This is a genomic window from Gordonia sp. ABKF26, assembly GCF_041103195.1.
GTDB lineage: Bacteria > Actinomycetota > Actinomycetes > Mycobacteriales > Mycobacteriaceae > Gordonia > Gordonia terrae.
In genome coordinates, this window is sequence record NZ_JBGCVZ010000003.1 from 1,695,561 (window position 1) to 1,710,944 (window position 15,384).

The 15,384-nt window shown below is 67.2% G+C and carries 15 protein-coding genes; 10 read left to right on the top strand and 5 right to left on the bottom strand.

Annotated elements, in window-relative coordinates; all coding sequences use genetic code 11:
* Nucleotides 1–4 precede the first annotated feature (4 nt).
* Genes AB4Z55_RS08170 through AB4Z55_RS08205 form a run of 8 tightly spaced genes read left to right on the top strand, consistent with a single transcriptional unit; the run spans nt 5 to nt 6,976 of the window.
* Nucleotides 5–586, top strand: coding sequence for a TetR/AcrR family transcriptional regulator (locus AB4Z55_RS08170; RefSeq protein ID WP_033206302.1), 582 nt, complete (start codon nt 5–7; stop codon nt 584–586).
* Nucleotides 586–1,830, top strand: coding sequence for a cytochrome P450 (locus AB4Z55_RS08175; protein WP_248643422.1), 1,245 nt, complete (start codon nt 586–588; stop codon nt 1,828–1,830). The genes AB4Z55_RS08170 and AB4Z55_RS08175 overlap by 1 nt, the downstream gene beginning before the upstream one ends.
* On the top strand, nt 1,830–2,642 hold the full coding sequence (locus tag AB4Z55_RS08180) for an SDR family oxidoreductase (RefSeq protein WP_239399704.1): 813 nt from the start codon (nt 1,830–1,832) through the stop codon (nt 2,640–2,642). Before AB4Z55_RS08175 ends, AB4Z55_RS08180 begins: the two co-directional genes overlap by 1 nt.
* On the top strand, nt 2,639–4,006 hold the full coding sequence (locus AB4Z55_RS08185) for a cytochrome P450 (RefSeq protein WP_248643420.1): 1,368 nt from the start codon (nt 2,639–2,641) through the stop codon (nt 4,004–4,006). The genes AB4Z55_RS08180 and AB4Z55_RS08185 overlap by 4 nt, the downstream gene beginning before the upstream one ends.
* Entirely contained in the window at nt 4,006–4,197 is a 192-nt protein-coding gene (locus AB4Z55_RS08190; protein ID WP_004022803.1) for a ferredoxin, read from the top strand. Before AB4Z55_RS08185 ends, AB4Z55_RS08190 begins: the two co-directional genes overlap by 1 nt.
* Before the next feature lie 53 nt (nt 4,198–4,250).
* Complete coding sequence (locus AB4Z55_RS08195) at nt 4,251–4,796, top strand: hypothetical protein (protein WP_033206330.1); 546 nt, start codon at nt 4,251–4,253, stop codon at nt 4,794–4,796.
* Between the two features lie 6 nt (nt 4,797–4,802).
* Complete coding sequence (locus AB4Z55_RS08200) at nt 4,803–6,071, top strand: hypothetical protein (protein ID WP_354563388.1); 1,269 nt, start codon at nt 4,803–4,805, stop codon at nt 6,069–6,071.
* Nucleotides 6,068–6,976 carry an SDR family NAD(P)-dependent oxidoreductase gene (locus tag AB4Z55_RS08205; RefSeq protein WP_369519519.1) on the top strand — a complete coding sequence of 303 codons (909 nt, stop codon included), beginning with the start codon at nt 6,068–6,070 and terminating at the stop codon, nt 6,974–6,976. The genes AB4Z55_RS08200 and AB4Z55_RS08205 overlap by 4 nt, the downstream gene beginning before the upstream one ends.
* Before the next feature lie 310 nt (nt 6,977–7,286).
* Here AB4Z55_RS08205 and AB4Z55_RS08210 read toward each other — a convergent pair whose 3' ends face one another.
* Both AB4Z55_RS08210 and AB4Z55_RS08215 read right to left on the bottom strand, forming a co-directional pair.
* The gene (locus AB4Z55_RS08210) at nt 7,287–8,291 is read right to left on the bottom strand and encodes an NAD-dependent epimerase/dehydratase family protein (protein ID WP_369519520.1); all 1,005 of its coding nucleotides are present in this window, start codon (nt 8,289–8,291) and stop codon (nt 7,287–7,289) included.
* Nucleotides 8,292–8,294: 3 nt separating this feature from the next.
* Nucleotides 8,295–9,341: a phosphotransferase family protein gene (locus AB4Z55_RS08215; RefSeq protein ID WP_248643417.1), complete on the bottom strand. Its 1,047-nt coding sequence runs from the start codon at nt 9,339–9,341 to the stop codon at nt 8,295–8,297.
* 268 nt (nt 9,342–9,609) lie between these two features.
* Here AB4Z55_RS08215 and AB4Z55_RS08220 point away from each other — a divergent pair, with 268 nt between their 5' ends.
* Entirely contained in the window at nt 9,610–10,473 is an 864-nt protein-coding gene (locus AB4Z55_RS08220) for a mycofactocin-coupled SDR family oxidoreductase (RefSeq protein ID WP_004020612.1), read from the top strand.
* 16 nt (nt 10,474–10,489) lie between these two features.
* Here AB4Z55_RS08220 and AB4Z55_RS08225 read toward each other — a convergent pair whose 3' ends face one another.
* The 3 genes from AB4Z55_RS08225 to AB4Z55_RS08235 form a co-directional block, all read right to left on the bottom strand.
* Complete coding sequence (locus AB4Z55_RS08225; RefSeq protein ID WP_248643416.1) at nt 10,490–11,614, bottom strand: TIGR03857 family LLM class F420-dependent oxidoreductase; 1,125 nt, start codon at nt 11,612–11,614, stop codon at nt 10,490–10,492.
* A complete protein-coding gene (gene fadD1 / locus AB4Z55_RS08230) occupies nt 11,611–13,200 on the bottom strand; it encodes a fatty-acid--CoA ligase FadD1 (RefSeq protein WP_239399693.1) in 1,590 nt (529 codons plus the stop codon). Before fadD1 ends, AB4Z55_RS08225 begins: the two co-directional genes overlap by 4 nt.
* 100 nt (nt 13,201–13,300) lie before the next feature.
* The gene (locus AB4Z55_RS08235; protein WP_369519521.1) at nt 13,301–13,762 is read right to left on the bottom strand and encodes a hypothetical protein; all 462 of its coding nucleotides are present in this window, start codon (nt 13,760–13,762) and stop codon (nt 13,301–13,303) included.
* Nucleotides 13,763–13,865: 103 nt separating this feature from the next.
* Here AB4Z55_RS08235 and AB4Z55_RS08240 point away from each other — a divergent pair, with 103 nt between their 5' ends.
* Nucleotides 13,866–14,777, top strand: coding sequence for a PaaI family thioesterase (locus AB4Z55_RS08240; RefSeq protein ID WP_064571953.1), 912 nt, complete (start codon nt 13,866–13,868; stop codon nt 14,775–14,777).
* Nucleotides 14,778–15,384: the final 607 nt, after the last annotated feature.

Below are 15,384 nucleotides of genomic sequence, written 5' to 3' on the forward strand. Positions count from 1 at the left end.
TCACATGTCCAGCCCCGTGTCTCAGGAATCCACTCGTCGCCGGCTGACCCAGCAGCAGGCGGAGACGGTCACACGCCTCACCGATGCTGCGGTCGACGTGCTGAACGCCGAGGGTTTCGACGGTCTCACCGTGCGGTCGGTGGCCAAGATCGCCGGGGTCGCGCCGGCCACCGCGTACACGTACTTCTCGTCGAAGAGTCACCTCGTCGCCGAGGTGTTCTGGCGTCGTCTCTCAGCCGGGGTGCTCGAACCGGATCCCGGTGCGCCGCGGAGCGAGCGGGTCGCACAGGTGCTCCGCGAGGTCGCGCTGGTCGTGGCCGGCGAGGGCCAGCTCGGTGGTGCGGTGACCGTGGCCCTGCTGGGCAGCGACCCTGACGTCGAACACCTGCGCGTGCGGATCGGCGCATTCATCCGGCGTCGTCTCGCCGCCGCTCTCGAAGAGGACCCCGAGAACCCGGGCCCGCTGCTCGACGCACTGGAGATGATCTACTCCGGCGGGCTGGTCTACGCCGGCATGGGGCACATGACCTACGAGCAGACCTCCGAACGTCTTGTCGCAGCCGCACATCTACTGATGGAGAAGTGATGACCGAAACGACGACGGTGCCGGGGATGGAGCGCGAGCTCCCCTTCGACCCGTATGCCTATGGTTTCCACGAGGACCCCTATCCGACCTATTCCCGTCTCCGCGCGGAGGCGCCGGTCTACTACCACGGCGGGATGAACTTCTGGGCGCTCGCCGGACACGCCGACGTCCGGGCCGGATTTCGTGACACCCAACGACTCTCGAACAGCTGGGGCGTGTCGATGGACCCCTCGGCGTACGGTCCCGACGCGCACAAGTCGATGTCGTTCCTCGCCATGGACGACCCGAAGCACATGCGGATCCGCAAACTGGTCTCGAAGGGCTTCACGCCCCGCCGCGTCAACGAACTGACCGGCCGGATCACCGCTCTCACGCACCAGCACTGGAGCAAGTGCCTGGACAAGGGCGAATTCGACTTCGTGCACGACTTCGCCGCCCTGCTCCCGATGGACGTCGTGTCCGAACTGCTGGGTGTGCCCGAAGCCGATCGCACCCGGTTGCGCCACCAGTCCGACCTACTGCTGCATCGAGAGGACGGCGACCTCGACCTCCCCGAGGCGGCGGTGTACGCGTACATCGAACTGCACAAGTACTATTCGGAGCTCATCGCCGACCGCCGCAAGAACCCCGGCGAGGATCTGGTCTCGGCCCTCATCGCGGCCGAGATCGACGACGACGAGACCGGTGAGAAGACGAAGCTCACCGAGGACGAGATCGTCGGGTTCATGGTCCTGATGGTGGTGGCGGGCAACGAGACCACCACCAAACTGCTTGCCAATGCCCTGTATTGGGGCTGGCGCAATCCCGACGAGCTCGCCAAGGTCTTCGCCGACCCGGAAGTCGTCGTCCCGGACTGGACCGAGGAGACGCTGCGCTACGACAACTCGACGCAGATCGTCGTGCGGCGGGTGATCGAAGATGCCCCCTACGGCGACTTCGTCATCCCGGCGGGCGACCGCGTGCTCCTGCTCGTCGGTTCGGCGAACCGCGACGTCGAGGTGTTCGGCGCCGACGCCGACCGGTACGAGATCGGCCGCGACTGCAGCCAGGCCCTGATGAGCTTCGGTCTGGGCGCGCACTTCTGCCTCGGTGCGCACCTCGCGCGACTGGAGGCGAACATCGGCCTGACCGAGGTCGTGAAATCGATCCGGGCGGTGGACATCGATGCCGACAAGGCGGTGCGGGTCCACTCGGTGAACGTGCGCGGCTTCGCCGAGCTCCCGGTGAAGGTGACGGTGCGCTGATGGCTTTTCGACCCCATCCCGAGCGGCGACCGGTCCTGGTCGCGGGCGCGTCGTCGGGCATCGGCGCAGCCACCGCCGAATTCCTCTCCGCGGCCGGCCATCCCGTCGCCCTCGCCGCCCGCCGGGTGGCGAAGTTGCAGGAACTGGCCGACACGATCACCGCCGCCGGAGGTGAGGCCGTGGCAGTGCCGCTCGACGTCACCGACGAGCAGTCGGTGCTCGACTGCGTGGCGAAGGCCGAGGCCGCCCTGGGGCCGCTGGAGATCGTGGTCGCGGGCGCCGGTGACCTCGCGGTCGGTCTCTCCTACGAGACCGGCACCGACCACTTCGCGGATCAGATCAACATCCATCTCACCGGCGCCTACCGGATCTACCGCGCGGTGATCGGCGGCATGATCGACCGTGCGCGAGGCGATTTCGTGTTCATCGGGTCCGACGTCGCCATCCACCCCCGGCCGTGGTCGTCGGCCTACGTCGCGGCGAAGTCCGGCATCGACGGACTCGTCGCGACCATCCAGCTCGAACTCGAGGGGACCGGTGTGCGGGCCGGGGTCGTCCGTCCCGGACAGACCCTCACCGGCATGGGGATGAATCTGGATCCGACGACCACCGAGAACATGCTCAACGACTGGATCACACATGGTCTGGCCCGCCACGGCAATTTCCTCTCGCCCGAACACATCGCGCAGGCCGTCGCGGCGATGGTGACCATGCCGCGTGGGGCGCACATGCGGTCGGTCGAGGTGGAGGCCGAAGGCGCAGTCAGCGACAAGAAACGACAGGCAGTACAGGAGAAGGGGACGGATGGATGACCGCCATCACCGAATCAGGCCTGAAACAACCGAATCGCGTCTCGGGTGGCGAGGGCGAACACGGACATCTCGACGAACTCGCCACCGACCCGATCTCGCTGTTCTGGCGCGTCCGCGAGGAATGCGGTGACGTCGGCATGTTCCAGCTCGCCGACCGCGAGGTGGTGCTGGTCTCGGGATCGGCGGCGAGTGAGGAGTTCTTCCGCGCGCCCGAAGAGGATCTGGACCAGGCGGCCGCCTACCCGTTCATGACACCGGTGTTCGGTGAGGGCGTCGTGTTCGACACGAGCCCCGAGGAGCGGTCGAAGGCGATCCACAACTCGGCGCTCAAGGGCGCGCACATGAAGCAGCACGCGGTGACCATCCCCAACGAGGTCGAGCGGATCATCGCCGAGTGGGGCGACGAGGGGGAGATCGACCTGCTCGACTTCTTCTCCGAACTGACGCTGTACACCTCGTCGTCGTGCCTCATCGGTCGGAAGTTCCGGGAGCGGCTCAGCGGGCACATCGCCCACCTGTTCCACGACCTCGAGAAGGGCACCGACCCGATCGCGTATGTGGACTACAAGGCCGACATCGAGAGCTTCCGCAAGCGCGACGAGGCCCGGGCCGAACTGGTCGAGTTCATCCAGGGCGTGATGGACGAGCGGATCGCGAACCCGACCGAGAACAAGGAAGACCGGGACCTGATGGACGTCCTCGTCCAGGTCGGCTTCGATGCCAACACCATCACCGGCATGTTCATCTCGATGATGTTCGCGGGCCACCACACGACGTCGGGCACCGCCGCGTGGACCCTCATCGAACTGTTGCGCAATCCCGACTACATGCGACGGGTGTACGAGGAGCTCGACGAGATCTACGGCGAGACCCCGGCCGGTGAGCGCCCGGAATACACTTTCGCGCACACCCGTCAGATGCCGCAGCTCGAGAACGCGCTCAAAGAAGCGCTGCGGCTGCACCCGCCGCTCATCATCCTCATGCGCGTGGTGCAGAACGACTTCCACGTCGAGGACTTCGAGGTGAAGGCCGGGCAGTCGATCGCCGTGTCACCGGCGATCTCCAACCGGCTGCCCGAGGACTTCCCCGAGGCGGACGCCTTCGACCCCGACCGTTACGACAAGCCGCGGCAAGAGGATCTGGTCAATCGGTGGACCTGGATCCCCTTCGGCGCCGGTCGTCATCGTTGCGTCGGTGCGCAATTCGCGATCATGCAGCTGAAGGCGATCTTCTCGGTGCTCTTCCAGAACTACGAGTTCGAGATGCTCCAGCCCCCGGAGAGCTACCGCAACGACCATTCCAAGATGGTCGTCCAATTGCAGCAGCCCTGTCGCGTCGCCTATCGCAAGCGTCAGGACGCGTGATGCGCGTCGAGGTGGACCTGGACCTCTGCCAGGGGCATGGGATGTGTGAGCTCGAGGCGCCCGAGGTCTTCGCCGCGCACACCGACCATGTGGAGATCCTCGACGCGACCCCTGACGAATCCCAGCGCGCCGAGGTCGAGGCCGGCGTGCACTACTGCCCGACCCAAGCCCTGCGGATCATCGAGGGCTGAATTCCCGATCGCATCCCACGCACGACCTGAACGACCGAATGAAGGTGGAACACATGTCTTTTGACCGTGCCGAACTCGACGAGATGAAAGAACGGTGGCTCGCCGCCAACATCGAGGCCGAGAAGGCGGGGGACTGGAAGCCCCTGGCCGACTTCTACACCGAGGACGCCACCTACGGGTGGAACTACGGCCCCAACAAGGACTTCATGGCCGTGGGTCGCGAGGAGATCCGCGAGCTCGCCCTCGGCCAGGAGATGGAAGGTCTGCAGGGGTGGGAGTATCCCTATCAGGCATGGGTCATCGATGACCGGACCGGCGACATGATCGGACTGTGGAAGCAGATCTACGAGGGTACCCGCGAGGACGGCAGCCATTACGCGCTCGAGGGCATCCAGGGCAGCTGGTTCAAGTACGGCGGCAACTTCCAGTTCCGCTGGCAGCGTGACTTCTTCGACTACGGGAACGTTTCCGCGCTGTTCATCGAGATGATGAAGAACAACGCGATGAGCGAGCCGATGCTGAAGCGAGTGGAGAAGTCGGCGCCCGGAAACCTGCCGGGGTGGTACGACTTCGGCAAGGCCCCCGTCGCGTTCTGGTGAGCTGACATGACTTCCACAGCCCCGACCTATCAAGGTCTGAGTCAGGATCAGCTCGCCGTGCTCGTACCGGAACTGTTGTTGTCGGGCCAGATGATCGACCGCAGCGGGATGGCGCACCTCATCAGTGCTTTCGGCCGGGACGTGATGGGCAAGGTCGCCATCGAGGAGTGGATGGCGGCCAGCCCGGTCTACACGCACCGGATGCGTAGCGCCCTGGGGATCGACGGCGACGGCGTCGAGGACATGTTCAAGTGTCTGCAGCTCGACATCGGTGCGCCGCCGCAGTTCATGGACTTCCGCTACCGGATCGACGACGAGTACCACGGTTCCTTCGTGCTCGATCACTGCGGCGCCCTGCTCGACGTCGAACCGCTCGGTGACGACTACGTGACCACCATGTGTCACGACATCGAGGACCCCACCTTCGACGCGACGGCCATCGCCACCAATCGGCGCGCGCGGATCCGTCCGGTCCACCGGCCGCCGCGACGTCCGGTCGATCGCACGCCGCACTGCGAGTGGACGGTCACGATCGAACCGGATCGTGACGAGTTGCCGCTGCCACCGGATTCGGTGGACATGTTCGAGACCCGGGCGGGGCAACTCGTCCTGTCGGCCATCGACACCACCGCGTCCGACGGCTGGGTCGACTACCGCGGTCCGCTCGTCGAGGACCTGCAGTTCGCCGAGTGGTCGACGTCGGCTCTGGTGCGGGTCGCCGAAGAGGTTGCGCTGCAACACCAGCTGCTGTCGCTGGGCTTTCTGGTCAGCGTGCGTCGGTACGCCGAGAGCGACGCGCAGGCCATCGAGATCTTCCGTAAGCAGTTGACCGGCATCGCCGGACTCGCCGCCGACCGGATTCGGGTCGCGCTCGGCGTGTCCACCGACGCCGCCGGTCTCGCGCAGGTGCTCGCCCTGCACCCGTGTTTCGGCCCGGCCCAGTACACCGGGCTGACCGCCGAGGCCGACGAGGACACGGTCGTCGTCCGCATCCCCCGGGATTCCGAGGCGATGACCGACGGCGGCTGGACATCCATCCTCGATGTCGACCACATCGAGCCACTGCAGGCTGCCGCCACCGCTGTCGATCCGTACCTCGTCGTCGCGGATGCGATCGAAGCCGACGGCGATCTCGTCGTCCGGATCACCAAGGCGGACAGTCCGCAGAAGGAGTACGGCGAGGTGGCCGTCGCGCGCTTCAGCGGGGGTGCGAGTTTCGAATTCGTCGACCGCGGGCGGTCGATCCCGATCACGCCGGTGGGCAGCTCGGCGTGATCTCCGGCGACGGCTGGTCACCCGGTGGTGCGGGACTCGGGGGTCGGGTCGCCGTGGTCGCGGGGGCGACCCGGGGTATCGGTCTCGCCGTCTCGTACGCGCTGTCGGGCCAGGGGGTCTCGGTCGTCGTCAACGGCCGGGATTCGCAGGCCGTCGCCGACACGGTGGCCGAGATCCGCGGGGGCGGAGGCTACGCCGTGGGCGTGCCCGGCTCCGCGGGCGATGACGGGGTGGCCCAGACGATGGTCGAGACCGCACTGACGGAATTCGGCGCCCTCGACATCGCCATCAACTGTGCCGGCATCGCCGAACCACCCGGGTCGACGGTCCTGACGATCTCCGCGGAGGAGTTCCGCGCCCAGGTCGACGCGCATCTGATGAGCGCCTTCCACCTCCTACAGGCCGCGGGAAGGGTGTTCGTCGAGCAGGGGTCGGGGTCGGTCGTGCTCACGGGTTCGGCCGCGTCGCTCGGAATGTTCGGTGGCAGTGGTTATCCGGCCGCCAAGGGTGGCGTCAACGCGCTCGCCCTCGCCGCAGCCGCCGACCTCCGGGATCACCGGGTACGCGTCAATGTGGTGATGCCGGGCGCGAAGTCGCGATTGTCCTCGGGTGACGACTACGTCGCCCACATCGAAGGACTCCACCGGCGCGGGATACTCGACGATCTCACGCGTGACGCGGCACTCGATCCCGCCCCACCCGAGTACGTCGCACCGCTGTACGTGTTCCTGTCCAGCGACGCGGCCGAGCACGTGACCGGTGAGATCTTCAGCGCTGCGGGAGGTTTCATCGGCCGGTTCGAGTCGCAGCAGGCGGGCTTCGTCGCCTACCGCGACCACAAGGACACCTCGCCCTACAGCCTGGACGAACTCGCCGGCATCCTGGCGGGGCCTGCTGAGCGGTGATCCGAGGGATACAGAACACTGCTCCCCAAGCCGATAGAACCACACACCCTGCTCCCTGAGGTGCGAGCGAAGCGAGCCATCCCCTGCTCCCTGAGGTGCGAGCGAAGCGAGCCATCCCCTGCTCCCTGAGGTGCGAGCGAAGCGAGCCACGAAGGGCTCAACAACCCGGGTCACCAGGCCCTTCGAGGCTCGTCGACCTCGACGCGCTCCTTCGTCGCTTGCTCGGCCCGGCGGCTATCGCTCCTCACACCTCAGGGAGCAGAGGGGGCGGTTCTTTCGGATAGGAGGAGAGGGGTACGCTTCCTTCGGTTCAGAAGGCACTGCCCTTTCGCCCCGAGCGGCGCTCGAGCCAGAAGCGGGCACCGTCGGCGATGGCCTCAGTCACCGGGCGCGGGCGCCAACCGAGGTCACGCTCGGCCTTGCCGTGATCCATCTCGGACATGACGTGCATCAGACGAACCGACGGGATCGTCAGCTGTACGGGACGTCCGGTCAGGGCGGCCCGCGCGGAACCCGCCGCGCCGCAGGCATAGAGCGCGGCCCTGTTCAGCACCAGTCGTGGGGGCGGGCGATCTGCCGTTGCCGCCGCGATCGACACGACCTCGCCGGTGTCGATCGAGCGCTCGGAGACGATGTAGCGTTCGCCCACCTCGCCATGATCGGCCGCGAGGTGGAGCGCCGACGCCGCGTCGTCGATGCCGACGGACTCGGCGCGGCACCCGCGAATGCTGAACGGCAGCTTGCCTAGTGCCGCACCGGCGACGAATGCTCCGTGTGGTGTGGGCTGCCAGTCGCCAGGGCCGTAGGTGTTGGCCACGCACATGGCGACCGCGGGCACCGCGCCGTCCCGGGCCCGCTGCAGCACCAGGTTCTCGGCCGCCACGCGGCTCTTGACGTAATCGGGTGCCTGTCGCGACCAGTTGAACCGATCGGCTTCGGTCGCCGGGCGACCCCGAACCCGACCGATGGTGGCGATACTGCTGGTGAACACGAACCTGCGCAACGACTGCCGGGCGGCGACGTCCAGCACCGACCGCAGCGCATCGACGTTCGTGCGGTAGAGCGGAGTGGCATCGCGCAACCATGCGCGGGTGTCGACAGCGCAGTGGAACACCACCTCGCAACCGCGCATGGCTCGCTCGAGGGAAGCATCGTCGAACAGATCGCCGGTGACGTGCTCGACGTCGAGCCCGGTGAGCGATCGGAGGTCACTCGTCGAGCGGGTCAGAACGCGGACGTCGTCGCCGGAGTCGATCAGTCGGCGCACGAGGCGGGAGCCGAGGAATCCGTTGCCGCCGATGACGAGTGACGGCACGGGTCAGAGACCGCCGGGGATGAGATCGTCGATGGCGGCGGCGCTGCGGGACAGCATGGCGTCGAACATCGCCGTGCCACGCTCGGTGGGTTGCGCAGCGGCGGAACCGAAGACGATGATGAGCGGTGCCTGGATCAGGTTGCCGACATAGTCGTCCCAACATTCGTCGAGCGTGTAGTTCTCGACACCCGCGGTGACCAGCGCGCGATGATACGACGCCACGATGCCGCGTTCGTGTCGGCGACGGTCCTCGGTCGTCAGGCTGGTGCTCAGCAGGAAGGCGATGTCCCGGAGTGGGTTGCCGGTGGTGATGGTCTGCCAGTCGATGACCGTGACCTCGCCCACCGGCCCGAAGAGAATGTTGTCGACGCGCAGATCACCGTGGATGAGGGCGGTGTTCGTCAATGGTGCGACGAGCCAGTCGCCGGCCTCGCGGACCAGCCAGTCGATGGCCGACGACGACAGACCGTCGGGCGCGAACCGATCGCGATACAGCTCGGCCATGGGGCCGAGTATCGACTCCATCACCTCGCGATCGGAGGCGGTGGGCAGCGGGATCTCCGCCAAGAGCGTGGGGTCGTTCCATCGGGGTGCATGCAGGCCCGCGGCCGCGACGGCGACCGACTCGGCCTGTGCGGCCGAACATCCGGAGATCTGGTCGCCCTGGACGGCGCTGCCCATGTCCTCGAGGAGCAGCACGAACTCGGTTCCCGCGTCGGAGATCGTCGTGGCGAAGCAGGTGGGCGTCGGCACGGTGAAACCCGCAGCGAGATCCCGGTAGAAGCGCACCTCGTTACGGAACACACCCGAGCCGAGCTCCCGTTGTGCGGCGTCCCCGGTTGCCAGCTTGGCGACGATTGTTTCCGGGATGTCCGACTCGCCAGCGTGATTCAATGTCAACCGGTACGAGCCGGCCATCTGTCCGGTGCCCACCGGTTCTGCGGTGATGGATTCGATGATCGTCGGGTGGCCGTTGCTCGCCAGCAGTTCCGTCAACCATGTGGGAGTCAGATCCTCGACGCAGATGGGGATCTCGGCGATCTCGGGCACGCGGGCATCCTTTCGACCGGCCGGCGGAAATGGCAGCGAGTGTGATGGCGCTCACGTCCGACCGTTGGTGCGACACTACCCAGTCGGTGGACTGGTGTCCAGGGATGCGTCCGGTCCGCGTCGTGCGGATCTCCGGCGAGCCACGGGGCCGCGTGCGGGCCCGGAAATCCATTCGGCCACATGGACGATGGTTCCGGTTTAGGATGCGTGGACGGCGCGCCGGGCCTGCCGCCCGGACCGCGAACGGCCCGACATCGAGGAGAACCGAGTGAGCACCAGACTCGACGGCAAGGTGGCACTGATCACCGGTGCGGCGCGAGGTCAAGGGCGGAGCCACGCCGTGCGAATGGCCGAGCAGGGTGCTGACATCATCGCCGTCGACATCTGCGACCAGATCACCACGGTCAACTACGCGATGAGCACGCCGGACGATCTGCAGCAGACCGCCAAGATGGTCGACGCCACGGACCGGCGGGTCATCGCCAAGATCGCCGACGTGCGCAGCCGCGACGCCCTGCAGGCCGCGATCGACGAGGCGGTGGCGGAGTTCGGACGACTCGACATCGTCGTCGCCAACGCCGGGATCAGCCCGCTCGGGCCCCAGAGCCCCTCTGTGACGTGGATGAACACCGTCGCGGTCAATCTCGGCGGCATCATCAACACGCTCGAGTTGTCGTTGCCGTACCTCGAGTCGGGGGCGTCCATCATCTGCATCGGATCGATGGCCGCGTTCATGCCGTCGTTCGAGTCCGCGCAGGCGGGGCCGGGCGCAGGTGGTTACGGTCATTCCAAACGCGCGGTCGCTCGGCTCGTCAACGACCTGGCGCGTCATCTGGCGCCGAAGGGCATCCGCGTCAACGCGATTCATCCCGGAAACGTCGACACCGCGATGGTCCACCACGACGAGATCTACCGCCTGTTCCGACCGGACCTGGACAAGCCGGCATATGACGACGTCAAGGACGTGTTCGCGGCGCTGCACGCGATGCCGGTCGATCTGCTCGCACCGGAGGACGTCACCGAAGCAGTCCTCTATCTGGCCTCCGACGCCGCCAGATTCGTGACGGGCCAACAGATGCGGGTGGAGGCCGGTGCGCTCCTGAACTCGGTGCCGCCCGGCGTTCCGGACTGAACGAGAGCCGGCGCAACTAGGGGGCGTGGATCGCACCCGGATTCACGGGCAGCGCAGGCAAGTCGGGTCGCAGCGTCCGATAGGCGTCGACCACCGGCAGCAGTTCCGACGGAGCCGCGCCGTGCATGATGACCGAGTCGACGCCGAGCTCGAACTGCCGGGCGATCGCGGCAGCGCAGTCCCTCGCGCCACCGACCGCGCTGTCGGCGATCCAGGACGCCGGGATGACCCCGGCGAGCTCGGACAGTTCCTCGACCGTCGCGGTGGCGTCGATCGGCCCGCGCGCTCCGGCGAAAGCCGCACTGCCACGGACACGGTCGAGGTCGTCGGCGTCCCACCCGTTGGCCCTCATCAGCACATCCGGATAGCCCTGTAGATAGGTTGCGAGTCGGCCGTACAGCCGACGTAGGCGGTCCGCGTCGTCGAAATGGTCAGGGACAGTTGCCAGCACGGACCAGATCCGTATCGCCGCCGGATCCCGCCCGGCCTGTTCGGCGGCGTCGCGGACGGTTCGAACCGCGGTGCTGGTCGCCTCGTCGGAGAAGAAGGTGTGGAGCACCACGCCGTCGGAGATCCGGCCGGCCAGCCGTAAGGTGTTGGGCGACATGGTCACCAGCATGATGGGGACCGGCGGCACGGCGACACCCAGATTGAGGTAATCGTACTTGCCGAGCGGGCCGTCGTGCCCGAGGATCATCTCCCCACGCCACAGCGTCCGTAGGACACCCACCGTGTCGGTGAGCTGGGCACTGGTCACATCGGGCACGCCGAGCACCTGCCACTGCGCGGCGAACCCGCGCCCCAGACCGAGGGCGAACCTGCCGCCGGTCATCGTCGAGAGGGTGGCGCCCATGGACGCGGTGATGATCGGATGCCGCGTGTTGTGGTTGGTGGCGGCGGTGGCGATGCCCATGCGACGGGTTGCTGCCGCGAGACCGCCCGCCAGCACGGCGGCGTCCTTCACGTTGAAGCGTTCGGAAACGAAAGCGGCGCCGAAACCCTCGCGATCGGCGAGCCGGGCCTCCTCCGCGAGCTCGGCCGGGTCGACCGGGTGGCGTGAGAGCGCGTAGTAGCCGAGCTCGGGTAACAACGACGCCTCGGCTGCCGGGGAATCGCGCTCGGACATCTGGGTGTCCGTCATGCGCTGGCGCCGACGGCTTCTCGATAGACGCGCGTTCGTGGCTCGCGGACCCACAGGGTGCCCGCGCCCGCGGTGGCCCCCTCTGCCTTGAGTGCGCGCTTGAGGATCTTGTTGGTCGCGGTCGAGGGCAGATCGTCGGCGATGCGTACGAACGAGGGCCACGCCTTGGGCGACAGGTCCGCCTGTGCGGCGAGTTGTTCGGCGAAGGATTCGGGGGTGAGTTCGGCATCGTCCTGGAGCACGACAGCCGCCATCACCGCGTCGCCGACGTGCTCGTCGGGAACGGCATACACGGCAACCCTGTTGATCTCCGGGATGCGCAGCAGGATGCGCTCGATCGGTCCCGCGGCGATGTTCTCGCCGTCGACTCGCATCCAGTCGCCGGTTCGTCCGGCCAGGTAGATCCAACCGTCGGCATCCTTGTAGGCGAGGTCGCCAGACCAGTACATCCCGTTGCGGAGTCGCTCGTCGGTCGCCTCGGAGTCGTTGTAGTAACCCATGAACATTCCGCCTCCCTCGATGTTCACGAGTTCGCCGATGGCGTCGTCGGAGTTGGACAGCGCCCCGCTGGCGTCGAATTCCGCTCGCGGACACTCGGTCATCGTCGCCGAGTTGTACACGGCCACATTGGGAAAACCCTTGCCGATCGATCCGTGCGGGGTGCCCGGTTCGCGCGTGATGATGATGGCCAGCTCGGTGGAACCGAAGCCGTCCCACACCGTACAGCCGAACCGTTCGGAGAAATCGTCGATGTCGCGGTCGGTGGCCTCGTTGCCGAAAGCCACCCGCAGGGGGTTGTCGGCGTCGTCGGGCTTCGGTTCGGTCGCGAGAATGTAGGCGAGCGGTTTGCCGACGTAGTTCATGTACGTCGCGTTGTACCGGCGGATGTCGTCGAGGAAGGTCGATGCGGAGAACTTGGCCGGCGCGATCGCGGCGCCGCCACAGAGCGCGACGCAGTACCCGCCCATGAGGGCGGCACTGTGGAACAGCGGCATCGACAGGTAGCAGACGTCGCCCGGGCCGATGTCGTACTTGTCGGCGAGCACCGGGCCCGCGAAGGGCATCATCATGTGCGCGAACTGCACCGGTTTGGGATTTCCGCTGGTGCCGGAGGTGAAGATCAGCATGTAGGTGTCCATCGCACCCGGCACCGAATGCGGGACCAATTCGCCTGCGCCGGAGAGCATGTCCGACCACTGCGCGGTGGAGGTGTCGAGCACGGTCACGCCGGGCAGATCCAGTCCGTCGAGAAGGGGCCGGTGGTCGGCGTCGGTGACGAGGATCTGACAGTCGGCACGCAGGATGTCGGCGGCGAGGCCGTCGCCGCGGCGGGTGTTGTTGATACCGGCCGTCACGTAACCGCCGAGTGCGCCCGCGGCCAGCGCGATCAGCATGTCGGGGGTGTTACCGAGGAGCACCCCCACATGCATCGGTCGGGACGGGTCGGCGACGCCGAGGATCGCCGACGCATACCGGCCGGCGTCGTGGATGTATTCGCGCCAGGTCCACTGGCGACCCTCGTAGGTGATCGCGAGGTTGTCGTCGTCGGCACGTGCCTGCAGGAGCTGGGTGACTGTCTCGGCCATGCGGCAAATCTAGAACGTGTTCACCCGACGTGTGTACAGATTTGCGGAATTGTCTACTGATGCGTCGGCCGGGGACGGTGAGCGTCCCCGGCCGTGCTGATCAGCGAGTGAACGAGCCGCTGCCCGGGACGACCGTGAAGGTCTGATCGCCCTTGCCGAGGATCGTCGTCGTGAACTCGATGGAACCCGTTCCGGTCACGACGTCGACGCCATCGGAGGGCCGGCCGTCGGTGCATGCGGCGAAGACCTCATCCCCGGATGAACCGGTCGAGGTGTTCTTCCACGTGATCCCGACGCGTGCGTCCTCGAGGTTGGTGGCGCAGGCCTCGGTGGGAGTCGTGTTGAGGGAGATCAGGGCGACACCCGGCTCGGTGGCCGAGGCGAGGATGCTCGCCACGAATCCGCCGGTGACACCGTTGGAGCCGACGGTGACGCCGGCATTCGGGATCTGGTCCACGCTGAGGGGTCGTTCCGCGGGTGCCGCGAAGGCGGTTCCTGCTCCCGCGCCGAACGCTCCCACTGCCGCAATCGCCCCGATTGTTGCCACAGCCCTGCGTCGCATCTGTCTCTCCCGTCACTTTGGACACGTCTGGACCCAGGGTACGGGAGTGAGATTCGACTCTCCAACGTGAGATCGGCTGCACATCGCTGATACAAGGGATTTCATGAGCGAGCCGCACGATCCACTGTCCGCATTTCACCTCGGCGACATCTCGGTGTCGGAGTCCGGGGTGCGCGCCTCGCAGCAGCTGTGCCCGCGTTTCGCCGATCATCGCGGACTGATCGAGCTGCCGGCCCTCGCGGTGCTGTTCGACCACTGTGGCGGTATCCCGTTTCATGGCGTCCACGACGACCCGGCCGCGGCGACCCTCCAGGCGCGCCTGTCCATGTCGACCCATGGGCGCGCGGGCATCGGGGACCTGCTCGCGGCGCGCGCCGAAGTGGTCATGCACGACGACGCGTGGGGCTCGACGTCGGTCGAGATCCGCACCGGTGCCGGGGATCTCTGCTGTGTCGGGACCGCGCGAAACGTCCGCGTCGGTCGGGCGCCGACCGGTGCCACGCCGGCTGCCGAGCTGGGCCTGCCGACACCGCAGTGCGCCGACGCCGACGACATCGCCCTGCCCGAGCCGATCCCGGCCGCGTTGTCCGGGCGTGCCGTGGTCGACGAGATTGCGTCGAAGATGCGCGAACCCGGCCCACTCACCGACATGCTCAACGGCCGCGTCGAGGTGATCGACGGTCCCGCCGGCCGTGAGTCCGGCATTCGCTTCCGCAGTGCCACCGAGCCCTGGATGGGCAACATGTTCGGGACCATGCACGGCGGCGTCATCGCCACCATCGCCGGTCAGGCGGCATCGTTCGCAGGGCATCTCCATGCGGGAGCCGGGCAGGAGTACTCGATCGGGGACATGGCGATCGGCTTTTACCGCTCACCTGCTGTCGACGGCAGTGAGGTGGTGGTCGAGGTGACGCCGATCAAGCTCGGCCGGCGCATCTCGTCCTTCGAGGCGACGATGACCTCTTACGACGACGTCCTGCTCAGCCGCGCAACGGTCGACATCCACTACCGCTGATCGCAGCTGGGTCCCGGGCCGACCGAGCAGCGTCGACCGAGCGTAGCGAGGCTCCCGCTGGCCTGGCCGAGCAGCGTCGACCGAGCGTAGCGAGGCCGCCGCGTCCGTCGAGGTCACTTTCTTGTGCTCGGGTCGCCAGGTGGTTTCGACTCGGCGCCTCGCTTCGCTCGGTGCCGGCTCAACCAGCGGTGGGGCGCCTTCGGGTGCTCGGGTCGCCACGTGGTTTCGACTCGGCGCCTCGACCTCGACGCGCTCCTTCGTCGCTTGCTCGGCCCGGCGGCTTCGCTCGGTGCCGGCTCAACCAGCGGTTGGGCCGTCGATCTACGAGCAGTGGGGCTGCCTGCTCAACCGGCGGTGGGGCGCTCAACCAGCGGTGGGGGCGTCGATCGACGGGCAGTGGGGAGCTAATCTGCTGGCCGAACAGCGTCGACCGAGCGAAGCGAGCCGCCGCGTCCGTCGAGGTCACTTTCTTGTGCTCGGGTCGCCAGGTGGTTTCGACTCGGCGCCTCGCTTCGCTCGGTGCCGGCTCAACCAGCGGGGGAGGGTGCCGGCTCAACCAGCGGGGGAGGGTGCCGGCTCAACCAGCAGGGGGTCGGCGTGGGTTGGG

Coding starts and splice junctions, on each gene's coding strand:
- AB4Z55_RS08170 (WP_033206302.1), top strand. CDS start 5: ATGTCCAGCCCCGTGTCTCAGGAATCCACTCGTCGCCGGCTGACCCAG.
- AB4Z55_RS08175 (WP_248643422.1), top strand. CDS start 586: ATGACCGAAACGACGACGGTGCCGGGGATGGAGCGCGAGCTCCCCTTC.
- AB4Z55_RS08180 (WP_239399704.1), top strand. CDS start 1,830: ATGGCTTTTCGACCCCATCCCGAGCGGCGACCGGTCCTGGTCGCGGGC.
- AB4Z55_RS08185 (WP_248643420.1), top strand. CDS start 2,639: ATGACCGCCATCACCGAATCAGGCCTGAAACAACCGAATCGCGTCTCG.
- AB4Z55_RS08190 (WP_004022803.1), top strand. CDS start 4,006: ATGCGCGTCGAGGTGGACCTGGACCTCTGCCAGGGGCATGGGATGTGT.
- AB4Z55_RS08195 (WP_033206330.1), top strand. CDS start 4,251: ATGTCTTTTGACCGTGCCGAACTCGACGAGATGAAAGAACGGTGGCTC.
- AB4Z55_RS08200 (WP_354563388.1), top strand. CDS start 4,803: ATGACTTCCACAGCCCCGACCTATCAAGGTCTGAGTCAGGATCAGCTC.
- AB4Z55_RS08225 (WP_248643416.1), bottom strand. CDS start 11,614: ATGACGGACACCCAGATGTCCGAGCGCGATTCCCCGGCAGCCGAGGCG.
- fadD1 (WP_239399693.1), bottom strand. CDS start 13,200: ATGGCCGAGACAGTCACCCAGCTCCTGCAGGCACGTGCCGACGACGAC.
- AB4Z55_RS08235 (WP_369519521.1), bottom strand. CDS start 13,762: ATGCGACGCAGGGCTGTGGCAACAATCGGGGCGATTGCGGCAGTGGGA.
- AB4Z55_RS08240 (WP_064571953.1), top strand. CDS start 13,866: ATGAGCGAGCCGCACGATCCACTGTCCGCATTTCACCTCGGCGACATC.